Origin of the sequence: Rhizobium sp. R693, from assembly GCF_002211315.1 — a bacterium.
Taxonomy (GTDB): Bacteria; Pseudomonadota; Alphaproteobacteria; order Rhizobiales; family Rhizobiaceae; genus Rhizobium.
Genome location: NZ_LOKY01000009.1, coordinates 42,196 through 67,351 on the forward strand (window position 1 = coordinate 42,196; position 25,156 = coordinate 67,351).

General features: G+C 61.1%; 26 protein-coding genes and 1 pseudogene. 11 read left to right on the forward strand and 16 right to left on the reverse strand.

The window, feature by feature from the left end; genetic code table 11:
- A complete protein-coding gene (locus ATY79_RS10035) occupies positions 1 to 660 on the forward strand; it encodes a ribbon-helix-helix domain-containing protein (protein WP_088692278.1) in 660 nt (219 codons plus the stop codon).
- Between the two features lie 69 nt (positions 661 to 729).
- On the opposite strand, the gene ATY79_RS10040 is transcribed toward ATY79_RS10035, so the two are convergent.
- Positions 730 to 1,686 carry a transglutaminase-like cysteine peptidase gene (locus ATY79_RS10040; protein WP_088703750.1) on the reverse strand — a complete coding sequence of 319 codons (957 nt, stop codon included), beginning with the start codon at positions 1,684 to 1,686 and terminating at the stop codon, positions 730 to 732.
- Between the two features lie 227 nt (positions 1,687 to 1,913).
- Here ATY79_RS10040 and ATY79_RS10045 point away from each other — a divergent pair, with 227 nt between their 5' ends.
- Complete coding sequence (locus tag ATY79_RS10045) at positions 1,914 to 3,161, forward strand: hypothetical protein (protein ID WP_245312343.1); 1,248 nt, start codon at positions 1,914 to 1,916, stop codon at positions 3,159 to 3,161.
- 159 nt (positions 3,162 to 3,320) lie between these two features.
- Here ATY79_RS10045 and ATY79_RS10050 read toward each other — a convergent pair whose 3' ends face one another.
- On the reverse strand, positions 3,321 to 4,841 hold the full coding sequence (locus tag ATY79_RS10050; protein ID WP_088703803.1) for an ABC-F family ATP-binding cassette domain-containing protein: 1,521 nt from the start codon (positions 4,839 to 4,841) through the stop codon (positions 3,321 to 3,323).
- Between the two features lie 406 nt (positions 4,842 to 5,247).
- Between ATY79_RS10050 and ATY79_RS10055 the strand changes: the two genes are divergently transcribed.
- Positions 5,248 to 5,550 (forward strand): alkylphosphonate utilization protein, encoded by a 303-nt coding sequence (locus ATY79_RS10055; RefSeq protein ID WP_088692281.1) that lies wholly within the window; start codon positions 5,248 to 5,250, stop codon positions 5,548 to 5,550.
- 57 nt (positions 5,551 to 5,607) lie between these two features.
- Here the strand turns inward: ATY79_RS10055 and ATY79_RS10060 are convergent, their stop codons facing one another.
- Positions 5,608 to 7,167, reverse strand: a complete 1,560-nt coding sequence (locus ATY79_RS10060) for a helicase HerA-like C-terminal domain-containing protein (protein ID WP_088703751.1) — start codon at positions 7,165 to 7,167, stop codon at positions 5,608 to 5,610.
- Positions 7,168 to 7,398: 231 nt separating this feature from the next.
- Here ATY79_RS10060 and ATY79_RS10065 point away from each other — a divergent pair, with 231 nt between their 5' ends.
- Positions 7,399 to 7,794, forward strand: a complete 396-nt coding sequence (locus tag ATY79_RS10065; RefSeq protein ID WP_088692283.1) for a hypothetical protein — start codon at positions 7,399 to 7,401, stop codon at positions 7,792 to 7,794.
- Positions 7,795 to 7,849: 55 nt separating this feature from the next.
- Here ATY79_RS10065 and ATY79_RS10070 read toward each other — a convergent pair whose 3' ends face one another.
- The 8 genes from ATY79_RS10070 to ATY79_RS10095 form a co-directional block, all read right to left on the reverse strand.
- The gene (locus ATY79_RS10070) at positions 7,850 to 8,281 is read right to left on the reverse strand and encodes a hypothetical protein (RefSeq protein ID WP_088703752.1); all 432 of its coding nucleotides are present in this window, start codon (positions 8,279 to 8,281) and stop codon (positions 7,850 to 7,852) included.
- A 112-nt stretch (positions 8,282 to 8,393) separates the two neighbouring features.
- Positions 8,394 to 8,600: a hypothetical protein gene (locus ATY79_RS30455; protein ID WP_141105546.1), complete on the reverse strand. Its 207-nt coding sequence runs from the start codon at positions 8,598 to 8,600 to the stop codon at positions 8,394 to 8,396.
- Positions 8,601 to 8,974: 374 nt separating this feature from the next.
- Positions 8,975 to 10,483: a glucose-6-phosphate dehydrogenase gene (gene zwf / locus ATY79_RS10075; RefSeq protein WP_088703804.1), complete on the reverse strand. Its 1,509-nt coding sequence runs from the start codon at positions 10,481 to 10,483 to the stop codon at positions 8,975 to 8,977.
- 146 nt (positions 10,484 to 10,629) lie between these two features.
- Entirely contained in the window at positions 10,630 to 11,400 is a 771-nt protein-coding gene (gene tam / locus ATY79_RS10080) for a trans-aconitate 2-methyltransferase (RefSeq protein WP_088703753.1), read from the reverse strand.
- A gap of 241 nt (positions 11,401 to 11,641) precedes the next feature.
- Positions 11,642 to 12,109, reverse strand: coding sequence for a cupin domain-containing protein (locus tag ATY79_RS10085; RefSeq protein ID WP_088692286.1), 468 nt, complete (start codon positions 12,107 to 12,109; stop codon positions 11,642 to 11,644).
- A gap of 125 nt (positions 12,110 to 12,234) precedes the next feature.
- Positions 12,235 to 12,552 (reverse strand): hypothetical protein, encoded by a 318-nt coding sequence (locus tag ATY79_RS31385; RefSeq protein WP_245312344.1) that lies wholly within the window; start codon positions 12,550 to 12,552, stop codon positions 12,235 to 12,237.
- Positions 12,549 to 13,148: a patatin-like phospholipase family protein gene (locus ATY79_RS31390; protein ID WP_245312345.1), complete on the reverse strand. Its 600-nt coding sequence runs from the start codon at positions 13,146 to 13,148 to the stop codon at positions 12,549 to 12,551. The genes ATY79_RS31385 and ATY79_RS31390 overlap by 4 nt, the downstream gene beginning before the upstream one ends.
- Before the next feature lie 197 nt (positions 13,149 to 13,345).
- Positions 13,346 to 14,386, reverse strand: coding sequence for a zinc-dependent alcohol dehydrogenase family protein (locus tag ATY79_RS10095; RefSeq protein WP_088703754.1), 1,041 nt, complete (start codon positions 14,384 to 14,386; stop codon positions 13,346 to 13,348).
- A 248-nt stretch (positions 14,387 to 14,634) separates the two neighbouring features.
- Between ATY79_RS10095 and ATY79_RS10100 the strand changes: the two genes are divergently transcribed.
- Positions 14,635 to 15,522, forward strand: a complete 888-nt coding sequence (locus ATY79_RS10100; protein ID WP_088703755.1) for a branched-chain amino acid aminotransferase — start codon at positions 14,635 to 14,637, stop codon at positions 15,520 to 15,522.
- Between the two features lie 109 nt (positions 15,523 to 15,631).
- Positions 15,632 to 16,559 (forward strand): annotated as a pseudogene (locus ATY79_RS10105) (bestrophin family protein).
- A 30-nt stretch (positions 16,560 to 16,589) separates the two neighbouring features.
- Here ATY79_RS10105 and ATY79_RS10110 read toward each other — a convergent pair.
- Positions 16,590 to 17,273, reverse strand: coding sequence for a glutathione binding-like protein (locus ATY79_RS10110; RefSeq protein WP_088703756.1), 684 nt, complete (start codon positions 17,271 to 17,273; stop codon positions 16,590 to 16,592).
- Positions 17,274 to 17,389: 116 nt separating this feature from the next.
- Between ATY79_RS10110 and ATY79_RS10115 the strand changes: the two genes are divergently transcribed.
- Positions 17,390 to 18,001, forward strand: coding sequence for a TetR/AcrR family transcriptional regulator (locus ATY79_RS10115; RefSeq protein WP_088703757.1), 612 nt, complete (start codon positions 17,390 to 17,392; stop codon positions 17,999 to 18,001).
- Here the strand turns inward: ATY79_RS10115 and ATY79_RS10120 are convergent.
- The 3 genes from ATY79_RS10120 to ATY79_RS10130 all read right to left on the reverse strand — a co-directional run bounded on the left by ATY79_RS10120 (position 17,982) and on the right by ATY79_RS10130 (position 20,822).
- The gene (locus ATY79_RS10120) at positions 17,982 to 19,223 is read right to left on the reverse strand and encodes a multidrug efflux MFS transporter (protein WP_088703758.1); all 1,242 of its coding nucleotides are present in this window, start codon (positions 19,221 to 19,223) and stop codon (positions 17,982 to 17,984) included. The genes ATY79_RS10115 and ATY79_RS10120 overlap by 20 nt on opposite strands.
- Positions 19,220 to 19,894 (reverse strand): YbhB/YbcL family Raf kinase inhibitor-like protein, encoded by a 675-nt coding sequence (locus ATY79_RS10125; RefSeq protein WP_088692292.1) that lies wholly within the window; start codon positions 19,892 to 19,894, stop codon positions 19,220 to 19,222. The genes ATY79_RS10120 and ATY79_RS10125 overlap by 4 nt, the downstream gene beginning before the upstream one ends.
- Before the next feature lie 88 nt (positions 19,895 to 19,982).
- The gene (locus ATY79_RS10130; RefSeq protein WP_088692293.1) at positions 19,983 to 20,822 is read right to left on the reverse strand and encodes an AraC family transcriptional regulator; all 840 of its coding nucleotides are present in this window, start codon (positions 20,820 to 20,822) and stop codon (positions 19,983 to 19,985) included.
- A 137-nt stretch (positions 20,823 to 20,959) separates the two neighbouring features.
- On the opposite strand from ATY79_RS10130, the gene ATY79_RS10135 reads away from it, so the two are divergent.
- The 3 genes from ATY79_RS10135 to ATY79_RS10145 all read left to right on the forward strand — a co-directional run bounded on the left by ATY79_RS10135 (position 20,960) and on the right by ATY79_RS10145 (position 22,506).
- Complete coding sequence (locus ATY79_RS10135; RefSeq protein ID WP_088692294.1) at positions 20,960 to 21,304, forward strand: nuclear transport factor 2 family protein; 345 nt, start codon at positions 20,960 to 20,962, stop codon at positions 21,302 to 21,304.
- Between the two features lie 193 nt (positions 21,305 to 21,497).
- The gene (locus ATY79_RS10140; protein ID WP_088703805.1) at positions 21,498 to 21,920 is read left to right on the forward strand and encodes a hypothetical protein; all 423 of its coding nucleotides are present in this window, start codon (positions 21,498 to 21,500) and stop codon (positions 21,918 to 21,920) included.
- Between the two features lie 4 nt (positions 21,921 to 21,924).
- A complete protein-coding gene (locus ATY79_RS10145) occupies positions 21,925 to 22,506 on the forward strand; it encodes an OmpA family protein (protein WP_088703759.1) in 582 nt (193 codons plus the stop codon).
- A gap of 309 nt (positions 22,507 to 22,815) precedes the next feature.
- Here ATY79_RS10145 and ATY79_RS10150 read toward each other — a convergent pair whose 3' ends face one another.
- A complete protein-coding gene (locus ATY79_RS10150) occupies positions 22,816 to 24,597 on the reverse strand; it encodes a hypothetical protein (protein ID WP_088703760.1) in 1,782 nt (593 codons plus the stop codon).
- A gap of 292 nt (positions 24,598 to 24,889) precedes the next feature.
- On the opposite strand from ATY79_RS10150, the gene ATY79_RS31395 reads away from it, so the two are divergent.
- Complete coding sequence (locus tag ATY79_RS31395; RefSeq protein ID WP_088703761.1) at positions 24,890 to 25,081, forward strand: hypothetical protein; 192 nt, start codon at positions 24,890 to 24,892, stop codon at positions 25,079 to 25,081.
- The last annotated feature ends 75 nt before the right edge of the window (positions 25,082 to 25,156 follow it).

Below are 25,156 nucleotides of genomic sequence, written 5' to 3' on the forward strand. Positions count from 1 at the left end.
ATGCTGATCGTTAAGCCTGGCAGCAACGCACTCTCCGAGCTCGAACAGATCGAGGAGCCTTTGCCGGCCATCGGCGCCGATGAGATCGAGCCGCGCTTCCGGGCGGTCGTCGGCCGAGGCGGCGAGCGTCGCGGCATTCGCCTCGAGCGGATTTACTGGGATGGCCTCGGCCGCATGTCGGCTGCCGGCAAGATGAGCACTGCCGACCTCGTCCACTACACAGCCTCGCAGATGCCGGAGTCCGGCAACCTTGCCTCGCTGCTGCGTGTGCTTAGCTTCAAGTGGGCGCTGCGCCGGCTGGATACCGTCGAGGACGCCTCGTCCATGGCAAACGTCAACGCCATCATTCAGGCGTCGCCGTCGCCGACGATCCTGCTGACGCAGGAAAAGAAGATCCAGCTCTTCAACGATCCTTTTCTGACCATGCTGCGCCAGCGACTTCCGCTCGGCGATGCGGCGCAACTGACGAAGAGCTTGCGGTTCTCGATCGACACGCAGATCGACGAGGCCATTGCCACGCTTTATCGCAACCGGGGCAAGACTCTGAACACCGGTTTCACCATCGGCGTCGGCTCTGCCTCGATGAAGGGGCAGATCAATCTGGCTCTCGCGCCGACCCACGAGAAGCCGATGCTGATCGGCTATATCTCCCGCTACTGACCGCCAAATCCCGTCACGAAAAAGGCGGCTGAATTTCAGCCACTTTTTTTCTTGTCTTGCCTCTGATTGTCAGAACGCAACGCCTTCGCCGGGGGCAACCTTTTCCAACGGCATGGCGGAGGCGACCTGCTTAGCGCCGGTGCGCGTTCCGTGCAGGTAGCCCTTGCCGTCCGCAATCGAGTAGAGCGGCACGTAATCAGGCAGCTTCGTGTCGGGCAGCACCTCGTCACGCATGTTGTCGAGGATGAAGTGGTTGCCGTTCACCGCGACGGAAAGGACCGCGTGGTAGAAGTGGCGCTTCTGATCGAAAAGCACGACGATCGACATGTCCTTGAGGTCAACGCCGTCCGCGTGCAGAGCGGCCATCTTCAGGATCGCGAAATCCTCGCAATCACCCTGCTGGCGCGCGAGCGTTTCGGCGGGCGTCGCCCAGTAATCAGCCACCTTGTAGGTGTCGATGTCGCGACTGTAGCGGATCGTGTGATTGACGGTGATGTTGATGGCGTTGAGCTTGTCGCGGATCGAGGACTGCGAGGTCTTGGTGAAGGCAACCTTGATGGTGGTTGCGGCCTCGGAGCATGCGCCGGCGCTGCAATTAATGGCGGTTCCATCCGTCATTTCCGCCAAAGACGGTTCGAACTTCTGCAGGGCGGCAAGTCGTTTGAAAGGAATGGCGACGGTCCCGAAAGCGGCGTTGCCCGTCGGCGCGGCAATCGCCGGGCGCGCGACCGGTTGCGCTGGTGCGACGCTCTCCTTCACCCAGCCGGCAGGCTCGGGCTGAAGCGAGCGCGTCAGCGCAGCAACGTCGATGCTGCCGATGACATTCGTTGCCAGGCTCAGGAGATCGGCAACGCTACCGAGCGTCAGGACGCGCGCCGTATCGACAGCGAAGTCGACCGAGTGCATCGCGCCGGAAAACTGCGCAGACGGAAGGGCGGATGCCGACGACATGTTCGGCGAGAACGCAAGGGAAAATGCGGAGAAAGTAAAAGCAGCAATTTTGCTTATTCTTATACTGCACTTCATGGATCGTCGTCTCTCGTTGGTTGTGAGAAACGTACAAAACATCTATAAAAATCAGGTATTTAAGCATGGATAAGGTCAGTATAAACTATCCATTCAAAAGAACATAAAAGTTTAGTGCGCCCGTCAACCAAGTTTGGGTGAAGGGTTTGCTTTCCGGTGTTGCCTGTGCAGATATGTAGTCCTGCTAAAGGCCAGGAAAAGGCCGCAATTACGAGGGTGGAGAGCAGGTGACAGTGCAGTCGATCGAGCCGGTGCAAGGCTCGCATGGTTTACGCTCGCCACGGCAAATGTCGCCTTCGGAAGGCGTCCGTCCCCTGAAACGCATCAAGTCCGTTCTCGCGATGTCGATCGTGGTAGCCTGCGGTGCGCTCGCCGGCTGCCAATCCGACGTCGATGGTGTCGCCAAGAATGTGAAGACCAACGACATCAAGGCACCGTCGAGCGAGGTCGAGGAGAGCTTTGGAGAAACCGGAGCGGAGATCACGCTGCTGCTGCCCAAGGGTGCGACCGGGATCTATGAGGGCGCTGCGCGTGACGTGCGCGATGGCGCCGGCCTCGGCGTCGGCGAACTCGGGGGCAACCAGGTTTTCGTGAAGGTTGTCGACGTGGCCTCCGGCGGTCCTGCTGTCGCGACCGCGGTCAGCGCGGCAAAGGCACGCGGCTCCGTTCTCCTCGTCAGTTATGCATCGCCTGTCGTCACAGCGGCCATCGCCGCGATACCGGCTGATCAGCGACCGCCTCTGCTCAATCTGGGCGTGCCTGTGCCGCCGACATCGGGGAATGCCTATAACTTCGTTTCCGACGAGATCGACAGCGCCATCGAAGGCGCGCGGGCAGCGGCTGCCAGCGGCCATAAGAAGGTGCTGGTTTTCGCGCAGAGCGATTTTCCGGCTGCGGGCGAGGAGCGGCTGGCAAGCGCGATCCGCGCCGGCGGCGGTACCTATCTCGGCCTTGCCCGTTATGATCTGACAGATGCTGCCGCATCGGATGCAGTCAAGAAAGCCAGCGTCAATCTGCAGAATGCCGACGCCGTGCTTGTCCTCGGGAAGACGGTGATCACGACCACTATTGCCGGCGCTGTAAAAGCCAGCGTCAAAACGAACGTCGCCGTCGTCGGCACGAGCGCCTGGCCGCCGCAGACCTACACCGATCCCTCGGTGGCAGGCGCGGTGATCGCCATGGTCGAGCCTGAAGGCGCGACGATGATTGCCGAGCGTTACCAGCGCCACTACAAGCGCACGCTCTCCACCGATGCGGCTTACGGCTACGATGCGGTGGCGGTTGCCTCGGGCATTGTCCGGACAAAGGGGCCGGAGGGGATGAACGCGCAGAACCTGACCAGCAAGGTCGGCTTTCGCGGTGTGACGGGTCTCTTCCGGCTGATGCCGGCCGGAACCGTGGAGCGCAAGATGAGCCTCTATTCTCTCAGCGGCGGCAAGCTCAGCTTGCTCGGCGCCACGCCGGCCTCGTTCTGATAGCTCGCAATCTTGGACATTGGTCAGAGGAAGCGTCCGCCATCTCCCCCGCGCTGTGTAAGCGCATGGTGGGCCGGCCAGCAGATGCGGTCCTTGTCCTGATAAACGGCACGCTTTCCCAGACCTAAAGCCCGCCGCGTGAGAGGCGGGCCAATTGTTCTAAGGCCGAGCCGCCGCAAAGAAAGGCTCCGGGCTTTCCACTTCGACCAGCCGCCGGCGCTCGATCTGCCAGAACCGGTTGCCGATGGCGCGCACAAAGCTGCGGTCGTGGGAGACCAGCAGGCAACTCACCTGATGGGCCATGAGCTCGCCCTCCAGCGCTTCCTGCCCGTCGATATCGAGGTGGTTCGTCGGTTCGTCGAGTAAATAGAAGTTCGGCTCCGTCAGCCGCAAAACTAGCATGCCCAGCCGCGCCTTCTGGCCACCCGAAAGCCGCCCGACGGGACGCGACTGCATGTCGATGGTCATGCCGGCGCCCGCCAGCAGTGCCCGCGCCCGCTGATCGCCGACGTCGAAGCGCCGGATGATCGTCTCCATCGGCGTCTCGCTGTCCTTCAAGTCGGCAAGCGCCTGGTCGCTATAGCCGAGCACCAGCGAGGGCGTGGCCTTGATGCCGTCCTGCGCCGTCTCCGCGTTGCCGATCGCCTTTCGCAGCATCGCAATCAGCCGCGATTTGCCGGCACCGTTCTCCGCGAGCAGGACGATCCGGTCGCCTTGGCAGATAAACTGCTTGCCGGTCCGGAAAAGCGGTGTGCCTTCAGGCGTGCGGACTTCGGCATCATCAAGCGTAATCAGCACCTTGGCATGGGTGCCGCGATTGGCGAGCCTGATCGTCCCGGCCGATCGCTCGAGATGAGCGGGCTTGGCCGCATCCTCCAGTTTCTCGGCGCGTTGTTTCAGCTGCTTGGTCTTGACCACCAGCAGGTCGCTGCCGGAGTTGATGCCGATATTGTTGAGCTTGGCCGCCTGCTTGCGCAGTTGCTCGGCCGTCCTCATGTCACGTTCGTAGCGTCTCCTGTCGGCCGCATCCGCCTCGTCCAGTGCTGCCCGCGCCCGGCTGTAGGGCAGGGAGAAGACTTGCGACTGCTCCGGCCGCAGGAACAGCGTGCGGTTGGTGACGGCATCGAGAAAGGCGCGGTCGTGGCTGGAGATGACAACGGGCACATCGCGAGGCAGGGCATTCAGCCAATCCTCGAGTGCTGCTATCTTGCCGAGATCGAGGTGGTTCGTCGGCTCGTCGAGCAGCAGTGCATCAGGCTCCATCACCCAGGTGCGCGCCAGCATCGCCAGCCGCTGCCAGCCGCCGCTGAGCTGCCCGACCGGGCGGCTGCGCAGGGCTTCGGGAACGTCGAGTGTGTCAAGCACGATGTCCACACGCCAGCTTTCGTTGGCCTGCTGGTCGGCCAGCAGCACCTGCAGAACGGCATCGTGGAACGGAACGTCGAGCAGCTTGGCCGGCACGTCCTGCTCGACATAGCCGATCGCCAGCCCGCGTGAGCGTGTGATGTCGCCATGGGTTGCCTCCAGCGCCCCTGAAATGCAGCGGAGCAGAGTGGACTTGCCGCGGCCATTGGCGGCAACGAGCCCAAGGCGGTCGCCGGCATTGATGACGAGGTCGAGCTTGGCGAAAAGCGGTGCGCTGAGGGTGACGCCGAGATTGCGGATATTGATAAGGGGCATGATCTTGCTCTGGCCTTGCCGAGCGATCACACGGGCGAGGGCATGCAGCCTTCATCGCGTGCGTGTGCTTGGAGCTCGGTGGATGGATAGTTGCAGACGAGCCGGATGCTCGAACTGCTGCCACGAGGGGCAGACCAGGAAGAAAGTTTGTGAGAAACAGTCTCTGGTCAGCCCTGCAAACTCATTTGCAGGGCGTTGACGGGGCCACGTTGCCGGTTGAACCGGAAATAGAAATTTTGCACGCGACCCTCCTTTCTCTTTGAGTGCACAGCAGAAATAGCAGCAGGCATGCAAAAATGCAACCAAAGCGGTCACGTCAGGCCCTTCGGAGGCTCTCTCTTGCACAGGGCGGCTTGGCTGTTATAAGCGCCCAATCAACAAATTCTTGTGTTCAGGAGAGAAGACCATGGCAGGTGGTGACGACGATTACGTTTATGACGAGGCGACGGGTGAATGGCGTCCGGCTTCGGAGCTGGCTGCGGCCGCCGCGCAGGCCGCTGAGGTTCGGGATGCTTCTGGAAACGTCCTCAAGGACGGCGATTCCGTCACCCTCATCAAGGACCTCAAGGTCAAGGGTGCCAATCAGACCCTGAAGCAGGGGACGGTGATAAGGTCGATCCGGCTGACGGAAAACCCGGAAGAGATTGACTGCCGCCACGACACCATCAAGGGTCTTGTCCTGCGCACCGAATTCGTCCGCAAGCGCTGAGCGGCGCAACGGGAAGAGCATCCGCAGGCGGAAAAAGGGCGGGAACGCCCTTTCCGCTTAGCGCTTCAAACTGCCGAGAATGCCGCGCACCAGCGCTCGGCCGACCTGCGTTGCCACTGTGCGGGCCACGCTCTTCATCGCGGCTTCCACGACCGTTTCGCGCTGGTAGCCGGAGGATCGGGCGCGGCCCTGGCTCTTGTCCTGTGGTTCATTATCGTCATCGCCGAAGCCCGGCAACGTCCAGCGACCCGAGGCACTGCCCTCGGTCGGCTGCGTCGGCTGTGCCTGCTTGGCTGCGTCAGCGTCCGATGCCTTCTTGGCGCGCGCCGCCAGAATCTCGAAGGCGGATTCGCGATCGAGATCTTCGTCGTAGACGCCGAGCACAGGGCTCTTGTCCATGACCTGCTGGCGTTCCGCATCGGTTAGCGGACCGACGCGGCCGGACGGCGGGCGGATCAGCGTCCGCTCGACGATCGAAGGAGAGCCCTTCGCCTCCAGCGTGGACACCAGCGCCTCGCCGGTGCCGAGCGTGGTGATGACGGTGGCGCAGTCGAAGGCGGGGTTCGGTCGGAAGGTGTCGGCGGCGGTCTTCACCGCCTTCTGCTCGCGCGGGGAATAGGCGCGCAGCGCATGCTGCACCCGGTTGCCGAGCTGCGCCAGCACCGTTTCCGGCACGTCGAGCGGATTCTGCGTGACGAAATAAACGCCGACACCCTTCGAGCGAATGAGGCGAACGACCTGCTCGACACGCTCGAGCAGCACCTTCGGCGCGTCGTTGAAGAGGAGATGCGCTTCGTCAAAGAAGAAGACGAGGTTCGGCTTCTCGGGATCGCCAACTTCCGGCAGCTCCTCGAAGAGCTCGGACAGCAGCCACAACAGGAAGGTTGCGTAGAGCCGCGGGTTCATCATCAGCTTGTCGGCGGCGAGCACCGAGATCTGGCCATAGCCGCGATTGTTGGTCCGCATGATATCGCTGATCTTGAGCGCAGGCTCGCCGAAGAAATGTTCAGCGCCCTGCTGTTCCAGCACGAGCAGGCCTCGCTGGATGGAGGCGACAGAGGCCTTCGAGATCAAGCCGAACTGGCTGGAAAGCTCGGTAGCGTTTTCCGCCATGTAGTTTAGCAGCGAGGAAAAGTCCTTGAGATCGAGCAGCGGCAGGCCGCCCTGGTCGGCAATCTTGAAGGCGATGTTGATGACGCCTTCTTGCGGTTCCGAAGCGTCCATCAGCCGCGCGAGCAGCAGCGGTCCCATCTCGGCGATGGTGGTGCGGACGCGGTGACCCTTTTCACCGAAGAGATCCCAGAAGATGACCGGGAACTGGTCGAATTCGTAATCGTCGAAGCCGATCTGCTCGGCGCGTTTGGTGAGGAAATCCTTCGGTTCGCCCTTGGCGGCGATGCCGGAAAGATCACCCTTGATATCGGCGCAGAAGACGGGCACGCCGGCCTTCGAAAAGCCCTCGGCAAGTACCTGCAGCGTCACCGTCTTGCCGGTGCCGGTTGCGCCCGTTACCAGGCCGTGGCGGTTTCCGAATTTCAGGTCGAGATATTCCGGCTTGTTGATGCTGTCATCAGGATTGCGGCTGACGCCAACGAAAATCTTGCCATCCTCGAGCATTTCGAAAATTCTCCCTGCGGCTGTCGGCCCCTATTGCGTCAAAATGCGGAGCAACGTTTTCCGCACGGTCATTGTAATATCGCTTCCCTGTTATAAGCAGGGAGCCCGGTGCGGACAACTGTCTGCATTAAAAGGAAAAGTAGGATAAAGCCTGCTTTCGCGGCAGGCGTCTTGAGTTGCCCCGCAAGTTCGATTAACGTTGACGTTAACGTCAAAAATAGGAGGCTGACAATGAATGAAATCATAGACCAGATCGCGGCGCGCGTGGGTATCCCCTCAGAGGTTGCCGAGAAGGCGCTCGGCATGATGCTCGGCTTCCTGCAGCGCGAAGCGGCAGACGGCCCGGTCGCCAAGATGATCGAAGCCATTCCCGGCGCTTCCGACCTCGTTGCCAAGTACAATGGCGAAGGCGAGGGTGGTGGCGGCGGAATCCTCGGGAGCATCATTGGCGCGCTCGGCGGCGGCGGTATCATGGCGCTCGGCCAGCAGCTGATGTCGGAAGGTCTCGGAATGGGTGAGATCACCACGCTTGCCAAGGAAACCATCGCGATTGCCGAACAGCACGCCGGCAAGGAAGTGGTGGACGAGGTTGTCGGCTCGGTTCCGGGTCTCAGCCAGTTCGTCTAAGCGGCGGGATAAAGCGTTCAGCGGGCGGGCTCGTTCCCGCCCGTTTCCATTGGCGCTACCGCGTTACACCGAGCAAAGCGAGCCAGTTTCGCGACTGGTCATCGGCAGCAGTGCGTCCGGCATCGTCAAGCACATGAGGGCCACAATAGCGCTCGATGTTGCTCCGGTCTGCGTCGTTGATCTGAGGATTGCGCGAAGCCGCGATGACCTGGCGCCAGGCACAGCCCAGGATCGGCTCAACGACAATGCCCTTGTCGCAGCCGGTGCTCAGGCAGAACGACACTTTCCGCTGGCTTTCGATACGGCCGCCGATCGCATCCGCGTAAAGCCCGGTCCAGTCCGCGCGAATCTGCTCGCAGCGCTCGGCGGCGTCGCTCTGATGGCAGCTTATTTTCGGCACATAGCTTTCGGCAGGCGGCCAGTCGGCAACCTCTGCGAGGCTGACGCATCCACAGGCAAGAAGAGCTGCGGCGATCAACTGTAACATCGGGCTCCGTAACCGGCAAAAGAATCACTGCAGCCAGGCTACAGCTTCTTGCACCTGCTAGGGAAGCATTTCTGAGTATGTCATTGCATCAAGATCGGCAAAGGCAAGCGGATCAATGCTTGCTCTTCGTTTCCCTTGACAGCCTGAGGATGACGTCGTCGGCGGCGTCGGCCAGGGCCATCGCGATTTCTGCCGCCTTCCATCCACGCTTCTCACCGTTGCGGATGAGTTCGAAGAGAATCGGCTCGAACTCGGACCGGCAGGTTTCCATACGTTGATCGGAAATCGAACGATTCTTAGACAAATGAGTATCTGCCATGTGAATACCCCAAAACCCTGAGGATAGATTTAGCAAGGCGGTGGAAGAGCGCAAGTAAATATATTAGTCACGCTTTAATAATTTCGACTAAGTTTGGTTTTATTCGCGAAATAATAGAAAAACGCAAGAAGGGCCCGCCGGGGTTGGGCGAGCCCCGCCTTCTTTGTCGCACAGAAAAAGCAACGCGGTCAGCAAGAAAAGCTTCACTGTACAAAGGAAAAGGGTCAACTCATCCATATTTTGTACAGTGCACGATAAAACTGCGGGGATGGAATTACGGTGTGCTGCTATGGTACAATATTTCTTCGCCTTGTGCGCGAACTGTGGGAAAATACTATTGCGTTTGTACTTTAGGTAAACGTGTATTTTCTGCCTTATTTTCGGTCCTGGTTGTGTCTCGATTCGCCCAGTTCATGCCATTCCCGACCATCGCGTCGGATGAGTCCGTCAGCGCAGGATGGGCCACTGCTTCCGGGTGCATAAGCCTCCGGCGTTTCGCTGCTCTTTGCCCAAACATCCAGGAAGGGTTGCACCGCCGCCCATCCTGCTTCAATGCCGTCGGCACGCTGGAATAGCGTCTGGTCGCCGATGAAGAGGTCATAGAGAAGCGACTCGTATCCGGTCATCTTGCCGATGTCGAACTTGTCGGCATAGCGGAAGTCGAGCGAGACCGGGACGGTGTCGACGGAAAGACCGGGCGACTTGATAGAGATCTCGACGCTCAAGCCTTCATCCGGCTGCACCTGGATGACCATCTTGTTCGGCGGCAGCTGTCGGTTGACGTCCGTTTTCCGAAACTGCGCAAACGGCACCTGCTGGAAGGTAATGACGACTTCCGTATCGCGCGCCTTCAGTGCCTTGCCGGTTCGTAGATAGAAGGGCACGCCCGCCCAGCGCCAGGAGTCGACGTAGAGCTTCAGCGCCACAAAGGTTTCGGTGTTGCTGTCGGGCGAGACGTCCTTTGTCTCCCGGAATGCCGTAATGTCGTTTCCGTTGAGTTTGCCGGCCGTGTAGGCGCCACGCACGGCATGGGATGTGGCTTCCTCTGGCGTATAGATGCGCAGGGCGCTCAGCGCCTTGCTCTTTTCGGTGCGGATCGCTTCGGCGCCGAAGCCGTTCGGGGCTTCCATCGCGATCATCGCCAGCAGCTGGAACAGATGATTGGGAATCATGTCGCGCAGCGCGCCGGTCGCGTCGTAGAATTTGCCGCGGGAGCCGACGTCGACAATCTCCGCCGCGGAAATCTGCACGTGGTCGATGTAATTGTTATTCCAGAGGGATTCGATCATCATGTTGGCGAAGCGGGCGGTCAGAATATTCTGTACCGTCTCCTTCCCCAGGAAGTGATCGAGGCGATAGACTTGGTTCTCCGAGACATTGCTGAGGATATGCGCGTTCAACGCGCGGGCCGAGGCGAGATCGGTGCCGAAAGGCTTCTCGATGGCGATCCGCCGGAAGCATCCCTCGGCCTGGCTGGTTAGCCCATGTGCGGCGAGCTTTTCGACGAGTGGTCCAAAAAACTGCGGCGGCACGGCGAAATAGAAGGCGGCATTGCAACTCGTCAGGTGCTTCTTGATCTCGAGGAATATGGCGTCCTGCGTGAAATCGCCTGAAATGTAGGAGATGCGTTGGCGCAGTCGCCGCCATGCATCGTCCGTCTCTGGCAGGATCGGATCGCTCAGGGTGGCAAGGAAGCTGTCCAGCCGCGCCACAAGGGAAGCGTCATCGCCGGGGTCAATGCCGACGCCGAGAATCTTCAGATCGTCGCCGACCAATCCGCTTCGCGTCAGATTGATGATCGCCGGTATCAGCAGACGCCGTGTCAGGTCGCCGGTGGCACCGAAGATGACGAGTGTGGCTGGGGGGATAGGGGCGGCGTCCATGAAGGTTTCCTCGCTGTTTGCGACGACTATAGTGCGCGCGGGTGCGGCGGCAAGCAGCAGCATGCTGCTCGTCCGTTGCAAGGTGATGTCAGTGAAACCTGTCGCGCTCTTCTCGGGTAGCCCTGGCGCCTTGGCCCAAGCGCCTCTTAGCCCTTGACGGCAACCATGAAGATCCGCGGGAACCGCAGCAAGACGCGACCGTCCGACATCTTCGGGTAGGCCTTCTCGATGCGGCCGAGATAGTCTGCCAGGAATGCCTCTCGATGCTCTTCGCCGGCGTGATCGAGATAGGGCCTGAGGCCGGTTCCCTTGACCCATTCGACGATCGCCGCGGCATCCGCCATAGGATGGTTGTAGGCGGTGTGCCAGATGTCGACGCGGGCCGCCTTGCCGATGAGCCGGCTGTAATAGGTGGAGGGCTGTGGCAGCGGCTGGCGGCGAACGCTCCTCGCTTCGAAGGCCGCTTTCCAAGGCCCGGCACGGGCCGCCTCCTCCATCAACAGATGGGTCGGCTCGGTTAGGTTATCAGGCATCTGCATCGCCAGCACGCCGCCCGGCGCAAGTCCGTCCATCAAGCGGTCAAAGATATCGAGATGGTTCGGCAGCCACTGGAAGACGGCGTTTGCAAAGAGCAGGTCTGCCGGTTCACTCGGCTGCCAAGTGGCAACGTCCGCCTCGACGAAGGGCGTGCCGGGCATGCGCTTGCGGGCCGCTTCCAGCATGTTCAGGTCGCTGTCCAGGCCGGAAACGCCAGTTGCGCCGAACCGCTCGACGATCAGCTCCGTCGAGTTGCCCGGCCCGCAGCCGAGATCCACGGCGCGACGAACGCGCTCAAGTGGCACCTGCGCCAACAGATCGCGTGCAGGGCGCGTGCGTTCATCCTCGAATTTGACATACTGGCTGGCGGACCATGCCATCAAACGCCTCCTTGATCATAGCCTCCTCGATACGCTGGACGCCCACCTTGTCGATCTTGCGGCCCGACGACCAGCAAAAGGCCGAAATACAAGAGAGCGCGCACGGCGACCACCAAAATACAGTCGAGGAACGGCAACGAGCGCAAGGGGCCGCGTCCGAAATCGCCCATATCGCCTTTAGATGACGATATTTTTAACGGCAGGAGACCGCCCGAACTGAATGCCCGGGCGGAGATGAAGATCAGGCCGCCAGGATGGTGATGCCGTGGGCGTTGGCTGCGGCCTTCATGCGTTCCATCGTTTCCGCGGAAGGTGTTGCCTTCGGCGGCTCCTGCGAGCCGGCAGCTTCCAGGTAGTCCGCCATGTCGCTGTCGACGATTGCCGAGAAGACAGCGGCTTCAGGGCCGGGATTGGCATAGGAGTGCGCCTGGTTTGCCGCGATGCGGACGATGTCGCCCGCCGTCGCCTCGAACTCGTCGATGCCGTTCTCTGTCGCGCGGCGGACGGTCAGCCGACCCTCGATGATCCTGAAGACCTCGGGGCTCGCGTGGCGATGCAGCAGCGTGCGGCTGCCCGCCGGCACGGTAACGTCGAAAATGTTGAGCCAGGCTCCCTGCAGACGAGCCCGACGCTCGATCCGATCGCCCAGCACGAAGAAGACCTTCGCACTCGCCTGGGCAGGCGCTTTCACAAATGAGTTGGACATCATGTCTCGCTTTTCTTTTTCTTGGCGGCGAGCCCGTTAGACCTTTCCGGAGCCCTTGGCAACCCGCTGCCGCCGATCATCGCTGTCGCGATCTGTCCCGGCGCATATGGGTTTTGCCGCTTGCCGCTTCAAGCGGCGGCACTCTCTTGGCCTCCGCTCTGCGCTGCCAGAATGCGCCGAGCGACTTCCTCCACAGCCTTCGCATTGTCCTTGGCAATGGATGCCGCAATCGCCTTCAGCGCTGCAATATTTGTTGGCGAGGCATCGTCGAGGGCGTCGTTTTCCTTCTGCGTCAGCTGCCGGTCGAGACGGAAGTTATCGAGGCTTTGGACGTTGGCGTCCGTGACGACGGTGGAGTAATCGAGATCGGTGCCGGCGGGATTGAGGAGCGCATTCGCCTGATAGGAAGCCGTGCTCGCCTGTCCCTGCATCAGGATGGAAATCAAGGGCGTATCGTGGGCCGGATGCATCCATCCGATGGCGCCCCAGTCTTTTGCTTTTTGCGGGCTTCGACGTATGCGGCAAGGATAGGGTCGTTGGCAAACACGCCGCCGTCGATCATCGGCACGAAACGATCTTCCGGCTTCTTCACGCCAACACGCTCGATCAGCGCCGGCGGGAAATAGGTCGGCGCGGCAGACGTTGCCCGTGCGGCTTCCCAGAAACGGAAATTGCTGTTCTTCCTGTCCGCGTTGGACATGAAGAGCGCGGCGCGGCGGCGAATGTCGTAAGCAGGGATGAGGACCGTGGATAGTCCCTTGTCGAGCGTGGCAGTTCCGAGCTGCTGCTTGAGCTTCGCCTCCAGCGCGTCTGCGCTGTAGCTGGGGTCGTTTAGCCCGAACGGATTGATGACATCGGCGAGCGGCGGCTTGCTGAAGTTGTCGGCCCCTTCATTCACGTAAAGGCTGAGAAGATCGGCCGGGGTGCAGGCTGCCTCGTCGGAATTTGACGGGTGAGGGCAGGTGAGGCCGGCCGCAATGATGCCGCCGGTCGATGTTCCCGCAATCAGGTCGAAGGCCCTGTGGAGCGGCAGCCCGTCCAAGTCGCTGTGCCAGTTCCACCAGGATCACGGCCGGAATAATGCCACGGATGCCGCCGCCGTCGATCGAAAGAATAAAACGCGTTGCCATTTGCCCCTCCCGTACCGGTTCATCCGGTCGTGGAGGGTATGAATTACAACCGTAATAGTACTACAAACTGAAACGCTCTTTTTGGTTGCTGTCGGTTGTGAGCTTGCGGTCAGAACTGCGTAATGACGCTGATCCCTACGCCTTCGGCTTGATCCAGTGTCATCAGGCCCGGTATCGCCTCCTCAAGCGTGACGCGCCGGCCGATCAGCTTCTGCGGCGCGATCTTGCCGGCAGTGAGCATCGATAGCATCGCATCGTAGCGCCAGGCCTGCATGCCGTGGCTGCCATAGATCTCGAGCTCGTGACTGATCACTTGGGCCATCGGAATCTGCGGCGTCGCGTAGTCGTCGAGCATGAGGCCGACCTGTACATGCCGTCCACGCCGCCGCAGATTCTTGATCGAGTTGAAGCAGGTGACGGGATGACCGAGCGCGTCGATGGATACGTGCGCGCCGCCCCTGGTGATCTCGCGCACCGCCTCCGTGACATCGGCCACGCTACGCGCATTGATCGTCGCCACCGCACCGCATTCGCGGGCAAAAGCAAGCTTCTCGTCGGAGAGATCAATGCCGATTGCGTTGGCGCCGAGCGCCGTTGCGATCATGATTGCCGACAGGCCAACGCCGCCGCAGCCATGCACGGCAATCCATTCGCCGGGGCCAGTGCCCGCGTGATCGACGACGGCGCGAAACGACGTCGCAAAGCGGCAACCGAGGCTTGCCGCCGTCGCGTCATCGATGCTGTCAGGCAGATGCACGAGGTTGGTATCGGCATAGTCGATCGCCACATACTCCGCGAACGAGCCCCAATGCGTGAAGCCCGGCTGGAATTGGTTCGGGCAGACCTGCTGGTTGCCGGAATGGCATTCGCTGCAGTGGCCGCAGCCGGAGACGAAGGGCACGGTCACGCGGTCTCCGATCTTGAAGCGCATGACGCCTTTTCCCGTCGCAACCACCTTGCCAGCCAGCTCATGGCCCGGCACATGCGGCAACTTGATATCCGGATCATGACCCATCCAGCCATGCCAGTCGCTGCGGCAAAGCCCGGTCGCGCCGACGGCGATGACCACGCCATCCTCGCTGGGCGTCGGATCGGGCAGGGTACGGATTTCGGGAGCCTTCTCGAAGGCGTCGTAGAACATGGCTTTCATCGATTTTACTCCCTGTCAGTCGCAACGATTCCAGCGCATCATGCCACGGCGCCGATGTCGCATCCAATCGCGCCATCCATGATTTTCAGTGATACACCCATCGATAGCGCGCAAGGGATCGCGAACGAATATTACTCCCTGCGAAACCTCTTCGCCATTTTCTTGCGTAGGGCTCAGAGGCGTGGATTTCCGCTTGACCGGCTCTTTGCACGGGGATTTTGCTCTGTGGTCTTTTCAAGGAGAATGCCATGGCCGTCGATACATCGCCCCGTTCAACCACCTGGACCTATGTCGAGGGAGAGTGGCTTACCGGCAATCCGCCGCTGATCGGGCCGACCTCGCATGCCATGTGGCTGGCCTCGACGGTCTTCGATGGCGCACGCTGGTTCGATGGCATCGCGCCGGATCTCGACCTGCATTGCCAGCGCGTCAACCGTTCGGCGATCAACATGGGCCTGAAGCCGGTCAAGACCGCCGAGGAAATCGAGGCGCTGGCCTGGGAAGGGATCAAGAAGTTCGACGGCAAGACGCCGATCTACATCAAGCCGATGTATTGGGGCGAGCATGGCTCGGCCGGCAGCGTCGTCACGGTCGATGGCGAGTCCACTCGTTTCGCGCTTTGCCTGTTCGAAGCCCCGCTCGGCAACAATGCGCCGAATTCGCTCACGGTTTCGCCCTATCGCCGCCCGTCGCCGGAAACGGCGATGACGGACGCCAAGGCGGGTTCGCTCTATCCGAACAGCGGTCGTGCCATCGCCGAAGCCAAAAGCCGCGGTTTCGACAATGCGCTGATGCGCGACATGAACGGCAACGTCGCCGAGACGGCGTCTTCCAACATCTTCATGGTCAAGGACGGCATCGTCTCCACGCCCATCGCCAACCGCACCTTCCTTGCCGGCATCACCCGTGCCCGCGTCATCGGCCTGCTACGCAAGGCGGGCTTCGAGGTGCGCGAAATGACGCTCTCCGTCGAGGATTTCATGAGTGCCGACGAGATCTTCACGACCGGCAACTACTCCAAGGTCGTCGGCATCAGCCGCCTCGATGGCCGCGATTTCCAGCAAGGGCCGGTCACGCGCAAGGCGCTCGAACTCTACATGGACTGGGCCTTCGGTCGCAGCGAAAGCGACAGCTGAGCCCGTCGCCTCAGACCTGAATGCAATGGCCGCGCTTGCCGCGGCCATTCGGTCGGCTGTAGGGAGGAGGCCGAGATCCCGTCATTCGAACGACCGAGAAGCCCGCGTCATGATCGTGCGCCCCCGCCCCAGCCTGCTTCAGCTCCTCTTCATTCTCCGTGGCTCGATCATCAAGCAGGTCTTCCCGCAGATTCTGCTGACCGGTTTCATCTCCTCGCTCGTGGTCCTTGTCCACAATGTCTGGCCCGGGATCCTGCCGGTCTTCAACGGCGCTCCCTTCGCACTGCTCGGTATCGCAATCTCCATCTTCCTCGGCTTCCGCAACAACGCCTGCTATGACCGCTGGTGGGAGGCGCGCAAGCAGTGGGGGCAATTGATCTTCTCCGCGCGCCACTTCGCGCGGCAGACACTGATCCTCGAAGCGGGGGCAGGGCGAGGCCGGCACCGAAGCACGCAAACGCCTGGCCACACTCGTCATCGCCTTCATTCAGTCGCTGGTGCCGCATCTGCGCGCCGGCAGCGGCCGCGAAAAGGTCGAGCGCCTGCTGCTGCCCGAACCGAAGGCGCGCTATCACGCGAGCCGCACGCCGCCGGAGGCGATTTCGCTGGAAATCTCGCGGGAGCTTGCCAATCTACGCGCCAAGGGCATGCTGTCAGACATCTCCTATCAGATACTGGATAAGACGCTCGGTGAGCTGACGCTGGCGCAGGCCTCCTGCGAGCGCATCCGCTGGACGCCGGTTCCGTTCGGCTACACGCTGCTGCTGCACCGCACGGCGCATCTCTTCTGCCTGCTGTTGCCCTTCGGCTTCGACGATGTTCTCGGCTGGTTCATGCCGTTTGCCACGGCGCTGGTCGCCTACACCTTCTTTGGCCTCGATGCGCTGGGCGACGAGCTGGAGGCCCCCTTCGGCATCCAGCCGAACGCACTGCCGATTGGCGCTCTTGCCGACATGATCGAGATCAATCTGCGCGAAGCTCTGGGAGAGACGGATCTGCCGCCTCTCCCAGTGCCGGTGGATTACCTGCTAATGTAGGCACCTCCGGCGCCCATGCGCGGACACAAGTCAGGGCAGGACAGGCGTGCCGGTCCGGTTGGCCGCGGCAAGGTAGACTTCCGGGGCGAAAAAGACGCCGTCCTGTTCGAAGGCCAGTAGTTGCTCGGCCTGTAGCGCCTCTTTCACCCTTGGCCGCTCGGCAACACGCTTCATGAAAGCGGAAAGCGTCGGCCATTGTCTGAGGTCGATAGCGATCCATGGCGACCAGTTCAGGCAGACGAAGAGATAGGCATCGGCCACGGTGAAATTTTCGCCGGTCAGGTAAGGCCCTTTCATACGGCTGTTCAACCATTCCAACCGTTTGAGGAGCAGGGCGTGGATCTGGTCATGGGCGCCGGCATAGGCTGCATCGAAAAACATGACCATCGGCTTGTGCAGCTCCGAGGCGACGAAGTTCAGGTACGATTGCACCTGACTGCGTTCGAAGCTGCCGGCAGCCGGCAGCATCGATGTTCCCTCGGCTGCACTATCGGCAAGGAACTGGGCGATAACCGGCCCCTCGGTCAACACCTTGCCATCGTCGAGTATCAGGGCCGGCACATAGCCGTTGCCGTTGACGGAAAGATAGTCGCTACCATTCTCCGCTCGGTGGTTCGCGGGGTCGACGGCGATCAGTTCCACATCGATCCCGAGTTCACGGCAAACGATATGCGGCGAAAGCGAACAGGCGGCAGCACGCATGTAAAGTTTCATCGGATTTTCTCCTCCGCAGACCGGCATTGGCGTGCCGGTGTCAATTCATTAGACATTTGTACTGTTTCGCATAAAAATATGTTCGTCAAGAATTTAATGCGAAGCGGTACAAAAATATGAAGGATGAGAAAAAGCGCGGCCGTCCGCGCGGGTTCGATGCGAGCGCCGCGATCGGCAAGGCGCGTGAGGTTTTCTGGGATCGGGGATTTTCCGCGGCGTCGCTGGACAATCTGAGCGCCGCCACGAGCCTCAATCGGCCGAGCCTCTACAATGCCTTCGGCGACAAGGAGGATCTCTATCTGGACGCGCTGGAGGGCTACCGGGCCGACAGCATGGTTGCGCTCGAGGACGCGCTGGATCCGTCCTTGCCGGTCCGCGAGAATCTGGCGCGGATGTATGATCGCGCCCTTGCGACCTACCTTCACGGCGATACGGCAGCGCGTGGCTGCCTGTTGATCAGCACTGCGACCGTCGAAGCCGTCCGGCACGAGCGGGTGCGCGAGGTGTTGGGCCGCAGCCTTGCCGATTTCGACCGCGCAATAGAAGGTCGGCTCGCCCTCGCGATCGAACGCGGAGAGCTGCCGGAGAAGACCGATCCGAAGGCATTGGCGCGGTTGGCCTCGACGATCATGCACTCACTGGCGGTCCGGGCGCGAGCCGGGGAAACCCGTGAGGCGCTGGAAGCGCTGGCGCGCTGCGGCGTCGATCTTATCTGCGGCGCGCCGTGACGGCGGCGCGCGGTCGCACGAGCCAGGCATAGGCGGAACCGGCAATCAAAAGCAGGCATGTCCCGAGAAAGACGGCTCGCATGCCGATATGGCCGCCGGTGAAGCCACCGAGCACCGGGCCGGCGACCTGGCCGACATATTGCGAGGAGACAGACAGGCCAAGGATGCTGCCCGCCGCGCTGTCCGGTACGCTATGCCGGATGACCGCCGAGATGCAGGGCAGCAGCCCGCCGAGCGCTATCCCCATCAGAAAGCGCAGGATGATCAGCTGCCAGGAGCTGGTCACGAACGCCTGCGGGACCAGGAGCAGGCCGGCAATGGCAAGTGCGCCGGCGGTCACGGGCCAGTGGCCGATCCGGTCGGCAAGCTTGCCGAGGCGCGAGGCCGACAGGATACTGCCGAGCGCGGCCGCCGACATGACGATGCCCGATATCATCGTCACCCTGCGAGGATCTTCCGCCAGTTGCGCGACGTAGACGGTAATGATCGGCTCGATCGACATGTTGGCGAGCATCAGCAGCAGGCCGGTCGCGAGCATCGCGATGACGGGCGCCTTGTCAGGGATCGAGGCCCAGCCGCCGCTGGCCTTCGCGGCCTGCTTGCGGGCAGGGGACTTCTCTTCCTTAATCAGGAAGGTGGTTGCGAGGAACGCCAGGAAGATCATCCCGCCGGCGGCAAGGAAGGTGTTGCGGATGCCGATCAACGGCGGCAGCGCGCCGCCGATCAGCGGACCGACGAGGTTGCCCGCCATGATGCCGGAGGAGAGGACACCAAGCGCCCAGGCCGAACGGTCCTTCGGCGTCTGCGTCGCGACCAATACCATCGAGCCAGACGAATAGCCGCCGGCAAGGCCGACGAACAGGCGCAGCGCCACCAGCTGCCAGACATTGTCGGCCATGCCCATCAGCGAGATCGCAACGGTCATGCCAGCGCTGGCGCGCACCAGCATCAGCTTGCGTCCATAGATATCCCCGAGCCGGCCCCAGAGCGGCGCCACGAAGGCGGCGGCCAGGAAGGTCGCCCCATAGGCGATGCCCGACCACTGCACGATCGCCGCGTGGTCGCTGACGCCAAGCTCCTCGACATAGAGCGGCAGGAAGGGCAGCAGCAGCGTCATCGCGACGATCGTCGTGAAGGAGCCGAGGAGCGAAATGACCAGATTGCGCTTCCAGTAGATCGAGCCGCTATCGATGACGGCGGCCTCCCATTTGGTATCGGTCATTTCGTGGCCTTTGCATTGATCGTATAGGTCAGTTCAGCCGCGCCGGAGGCAAGGACATGTCCCTTTGCAGCGGCAAGAAAATCGGCGCGCGTGAAGGCGTCGGGAAGCATGAGCCGGTCGGTATCGAGCGCATAGACCGTTATCCGGTAGCGGTGAATGCGCAGGTCATTCCAGGGTGGGCACGCGCCCATATAGCCCCCGTATGGACCGTCCTTCAAGAAGGCCGCAAAGCCGTTCTTGCCGCGGCGGCCATGTCCGGTCATCTCCAGCGGCAATCCGCCCTGCGGCAGGCCATCGCCGTCAGCTCCTTCCGTCAGTTGGGTGACCGTGGCTGGAATGTCCGCGAGGATCCAGTGAGTGAATTCCATGCGGGGCGCATCCCTGGCGATCACCGTTCCGTCCTTGTTCAACAGCGAGAGGTCCTGCGGCACATCGGGGTCCGTCATCGCGAGCGCATACGAGCGCGTACCCTCCGGACCCTTCGACCACGAGAGCGCCGGGCTCTTGTTGCTTCCGGCTGCGGCCTTGCCGCCCGCTGCGACGCAGGAGGCGTTGTTCTCCGGCAAGGTGCCGCCTTGTCCGCTGTTCTCGAAAACGACCTTGATATCCGCCGCCAGAAGTGGCGAAGCGGTAAAGGCGAGAATGATGGCTGTGCGGGCGATCGTGAGCATGAGCGTCTCCTTGTTTCGGTGCAGGAGAACTAGCAATTGTATCGGCCGATCTGGCGCACTGAAACGCTCAAAGATCAGCCGGAAACGCTCAAATGTCGGCGGGTGAATTGCCCTTCGGCTCGGCACGCATCCGCTCGGCAAGGCGTCGCGGCGATCGGTAGCCCGCCGCAAGCGCGGCGTCGCGAAGCGAAAGACCATCCTGCGACAGCAACGTGGAAGCGAGGTCGACACGCACCTCTGTCAGCAGGGCGCGCAGCGACGTGGATTCGCCAGCGAGATGTCGCCGCAACGTTGCGTTGCTGGTGCCGAGTTCAGCGGCAATCTGATCTGCGGTCCAGGGTTTGTTCGGCTGCCAGCGGATCAAGGCGCGCACCGCATCACTGAGCGTTGTCGTGTCCTCGGGCAGGGCGCCGCGCATGCCGAGAACCATCAGCACTTCCATCAAGCGGTGCTCGATCAGCGCTGCCGGCAGAGTGCCAGCCACAATGCCTTCGCCGGCGTGGTGGATCGCAGCCACCAGCACCGGATCAAGGGCGACGTGAAGCCGTGCGCTGGCTCGCTGCGGCGGAAGCGAGCGCCTTGCCCGGTTGACCAGTTCGTCCTGGAAATCGATGAAGATGGCGCGATAGACGCCGCTCTTTGGATCGGGATCGTTGACGACGTCGCCGCGCCAGCCTGCGGGCAACACCAGCACCGTGCCCGCGACAAACTGCATCTGCCGGCCCATGGTGACCAGTTCCTTCGACCCCTCTACGATCACCACAATCGAGGTGCGTGGGAAAGCGCAGCCGGCAATCCGTTCACGCTCGCGGGTCACGAAGGAAAACAGAGCCGACGCGCGTGCGCCTCCCGCCGGCAGAGCCGACGGCCGATTGTCCTTGGCGGCGAGCTTGCTCAGCCGTTGCAATATGGTTTGCGCTTCCGACATGGGGATGGCCTGGGACTGTAATCACACGATCTTGGCCGATTGCCACCGGATTTCCAAGCCGAAGTTGTGCAAAACAGCTCCACCCGTTATAAACTGATTGCAAATTGCAATCGGAATGAACGGGAAGGACCGGTGCAATGGCCAATGATGATGGACGACGCGAACGGATCGTTCGCAACCTCTATGAAGCCTACATTGACGGACGCAAGGATGATGCGGGCGCGATGCTCTCGGAGGATTTCCGCTTCTCCAGCCCGCGCGACGATCACATCGATCGCATCGAGTATTTCAACCGCTGCTGGCCCGAACCGCCGCCGTTTCGCGCCATGGAGATCGAGTATCTCGAGATCGTCAATGACGAGGCCGTCGTTCGGTACAGGGCCGAAAAACATGACGGCGGAGCGTTCCGCAACATGGAAGTCCTGCGCTTCATGGGCGATCGGATCACCTCGGTAGACGTCTATTTCGGTCGCAACGTTTAGAGCGCGTCTCCCGAACGTGGCGATCCGCACTCGCTAGCCGATTGGTGGCCGACAGGCACCCACACAAGAAGGCGGCGCGATAAAAACCGTCCGAGTATCGGGGGTGTGTTTTACCGTAATATACGTGCCCAAACGCGACGCATCATGCAAGCTTCACGTGTTCGATCTCACCCCGAGACTGAAAGAGGGCGATATGCTGAAGCGCAATTTGCTGGTGGCGGCTGTTCTGGTCGCTTCCCTTGTTCATACTGGAGAAGTTAGTGCCCAGACCTTAAGCTACGCAGACGCGGTGACGAAGCTCGCCGATGACTGTGGGGCCGATATCCAAAAGCTTTGCAAAGGTCTCAACCTCGGAGGCGGACGTATTGCCGACTGCCTGCAGCAGAACGCCGCAAAGGTTTCGCCCACCTGCAAGAGTTCGTTGTCCGCCGTCTTCCAGTCAATCGGGCAGCGCGAACACGCCCAAGCGTCTTACGAGCAGGTCTGCCAGAGGGACATGTCCAAGAGCTGCTCGGGCATCAAGGGCGACGGCTTCGTTCTCGCCTGCCTCGTCAAGAAGGAGAAACGGGTCAGCGAGGAATGCAATCAGGTGATCACCGACGCGGGATGGAGATAAGCCGATGACAAGAATGCTTTCAAAAACCGTAGTTGCGCTGGCTGCCGGTATTCTCCTCCCTGGCTTGGCGTTCGCGCAGGAGGTATCGCAAGAGCGAATCGTTAAAGGATTGGGGAAGCTGACTGCGGCCGCACCCGCAATCGACGTGGAAATCTTGCGGCAGGAGGCAATCAGCGGCGGAGACAAGCCAATGTCGGCGCTGCCGAACTGGAAGCGCATCGCAAAGCTTCCGCAGATGGTGTTGGAGATCAACTTCGAGAACGACTCCGTCGCCATCCAGCCGAAGTCCTATCGGACGCTCGGGCTGCTCGCCGACGCCCTTCATCATCCGAACTTGTGGGACTACAAGTTCCTGGTCATCGGGCATTCCAGCGCCACGGGCGACGAAAAGCATAATCTGGAATTGAGTGAGCAGCGGGCCGCGGCGATCAAGGAAGCGCTTTCGACGACATTCGCCGTCGACCCGCAGCGTCTTTACGCAGTCGGCGTCGGCGAACATCTGCCGATCGAAGGAACCGATGCAAATGCCTCGAACAACCGCCGTGTCCAGCTTATAAACCTCGGAATATTCACGAAGAAGTCCTGAGGGGGAACGTGCTATCCAAGGAGGCGGTTTCGCAATGCGTAACGCTTCAACCAGGGAAATCGTGGCGAAGAACAGGTGGTGGAAACTCCTGCGCGGCTCGGCGGTTGTGGCGTTAGTCGGTATCGCCATCGCGCAGGGTGTTCTGTCGCTGTTGATACATTTGGGATGGTGGCCATACTGACGGCCCTGGGCACGGAGTTTCGCCCAAAGTCGTGATAGGCTGCGCCAGGTTTCGAGCCTAACCTACACTTGCCTGATTGGTGGCAGTGCCTTGGCCGCAGCCCAGCTGCGGCCCTTTTTCTTGCTATGTCAGTTAACGGCCTGCTCGTCCTCGACGATCATCCCGCCAGAGCGCAATCCTGCGAAGAACCGCTCCTGGTCCTTGGGGCTCGCCAAACGCTTGACGACCTCTTGCCGGACATTCGGGATCAAGGCTGGGCTGTTGGTGGTCAGCCAATCAAGTTGTTCCTTGGCCTGCTCGTGCTTCCCCAATGCTCCGAGAATGGACAGCAAGACGAGCCTGTGCATCGGATTGTAGTTGAGGTCCGACATCCGCGACCAGAGTTCGGCTGCCTGAGCATCGCCTCTCATAAAGGCACAGAGCGCCATCCCGACCTCGTAATAACCTCCTGGCCCGGCATTTTTTCTGACCGCCGTTGATATCAGTTCGCAGCCTGTGTCCCATTTTCCGGACATGGAGAGACGCAGGCCGTATTCGCCAGCGACCTCGGTGTCGTTCGGGTTGATGGCATAGGCTGCCTCACCGGCTCTCAAGGCTCCGGCAATATCATTGCCGAAAAAGTTGGCAAGCATCAGCGCCTGAAGGGCACGAGCGTTCTGTGGGTCGAGCTGTACTGCTCGTTCGGCCAGGTCTTTTGCGGTCTTGAGCGTCGCCGGCGTCGGCTTGGTATTGAGTTGGAAAGGAAACCGGAATTCGTCGAGAAGAGTGAGCGAAAGAAGGGCAGCAAGGGAGGAATCGGTCTCTTTCTTCTCGATTGCTTGCTGCAGGCAGGTCTTCGCAACATCGTGTGCCAGCCGGGTCATCTCGTTTCGGTAGCTGTAGTACGAAAGAGTGCAGGAATATGTGTCCCAGCTTCCGGCGACGTTGGCGGCGTCCGTCTGGAAAATGACACCGAAAGGGCGGGCGACAGCGGTCGCAATGTCATCGGCAAGAGCTGCTTCTGTTTCAAGGACGCTCTGTGCGCGCAAATCAGCGTCATAGTTGTTCGCCCAAATCACCGCTCCATCCGCCCGCCGGACCAAGCGCGCGGAAGATCGAAGCTTGTCGCCTTCCAGCCGGACGCTCCCCTGGAGCGAATACAATGGCTCGTTTTGAATGTCCCCGGCTTGACGGGCTTGATCGTCGGTGAGGACGACAATGTCCTTGAAGGGGACAAGCTTGTCGATAATCTCATCGGTGATGCCTTGGGAGACACTCGATGCAAGCGGCCCACCCGAGACTGTATCGAAACTTTCCACGACGAGTGTGAGGCGATTCTCCGCACTCGCCGATGTCTCTTTCTGTTCCGGCGCCTTCATCCCTTGATGCATTCCTACCATCGCGGCGAGGAGGGCAATCGCCGTGCCTCCCGCAGCGAGCCAATGCCAACGCTTCATCAAGGGCGGCTTCATTCGTCCGGGAGGAGCATCGATCTGCGCCGAACCCACCTCGGCATGTTCCGAAACGCTCGACACCTCGTCGGCGACACCCGCGGGGCTGGTCTCCGAGTTCCGCCGAAATACCGGCACATACCCGCCCTTCGGGATCGTGATGATGACCGGATCATCGGCCCCGGCCACCAGATAGTACCGCTCAAGCTCTCTTCGCAACCGCCCGGCTTCGATCCTGACACATGGATCATTCTGGGCGTCAAAATTCGCATCCCGCCCGAATACCGTTTGGGCGATAGTGAAAGCCTTCAGGTAATCACGCCGCCCTTCGAGGGTCTCTTCGACAACGAACTGCAGAAACTGGCGTGCCCGCGCGGGCAACCGGAACTCCTGGCTCCGCAGAATACGCGTAAGTTGTTCCTGCACGTCATCTGGCGCCGGTTCGACCAGGCCGATTCTGTCCGTCTCTGCACTGCTCATCGGAACACCACGATTCTGATTAAGTAGAATTTACAACGGGATACTCAAACGATAGAGGCTCAAAAACATAGCGACAAGCATATTTATCAATGCACCCTGAAATGGACTGCCGTCGGTCGAGAGGACAATCGAGGCGCCGAGGGCGGTCCTGTCATAATTCTCGGCATGTGTTGAGGAGGGGGCGCTCGATGGGGCGCGATCGCATCGAGAGAGACGGGAGCCAAGAGGCAACGCAGCGTGGACGAGCCAGGCTGATGCTGAAGCTTCCCGCCGTTCGTAGCAGCTTCAACATTTGGAGGAAGGGTCTCCGCTCGACGGAATTCTCGAAGCTTACGATGCGGCATGCTCGGCGCTGGAGAGGTTTCGCCAGAACCTCGATGGCGGCGACCGTCTGATCGCGGAATATGAGACGGTCTGCGTGGAGATCGAGATCGATGTCCTGGGCGAGCTGTCAGGCCCTTCGGTCGCTCCGCCCCGGAGGTAACGAGGAGCTCGGCGAGCGCGTTCGCGCAGGCCGATGCCACCTCGTCAGACGGGTCTTTGCCTTTGCTCTCATGAA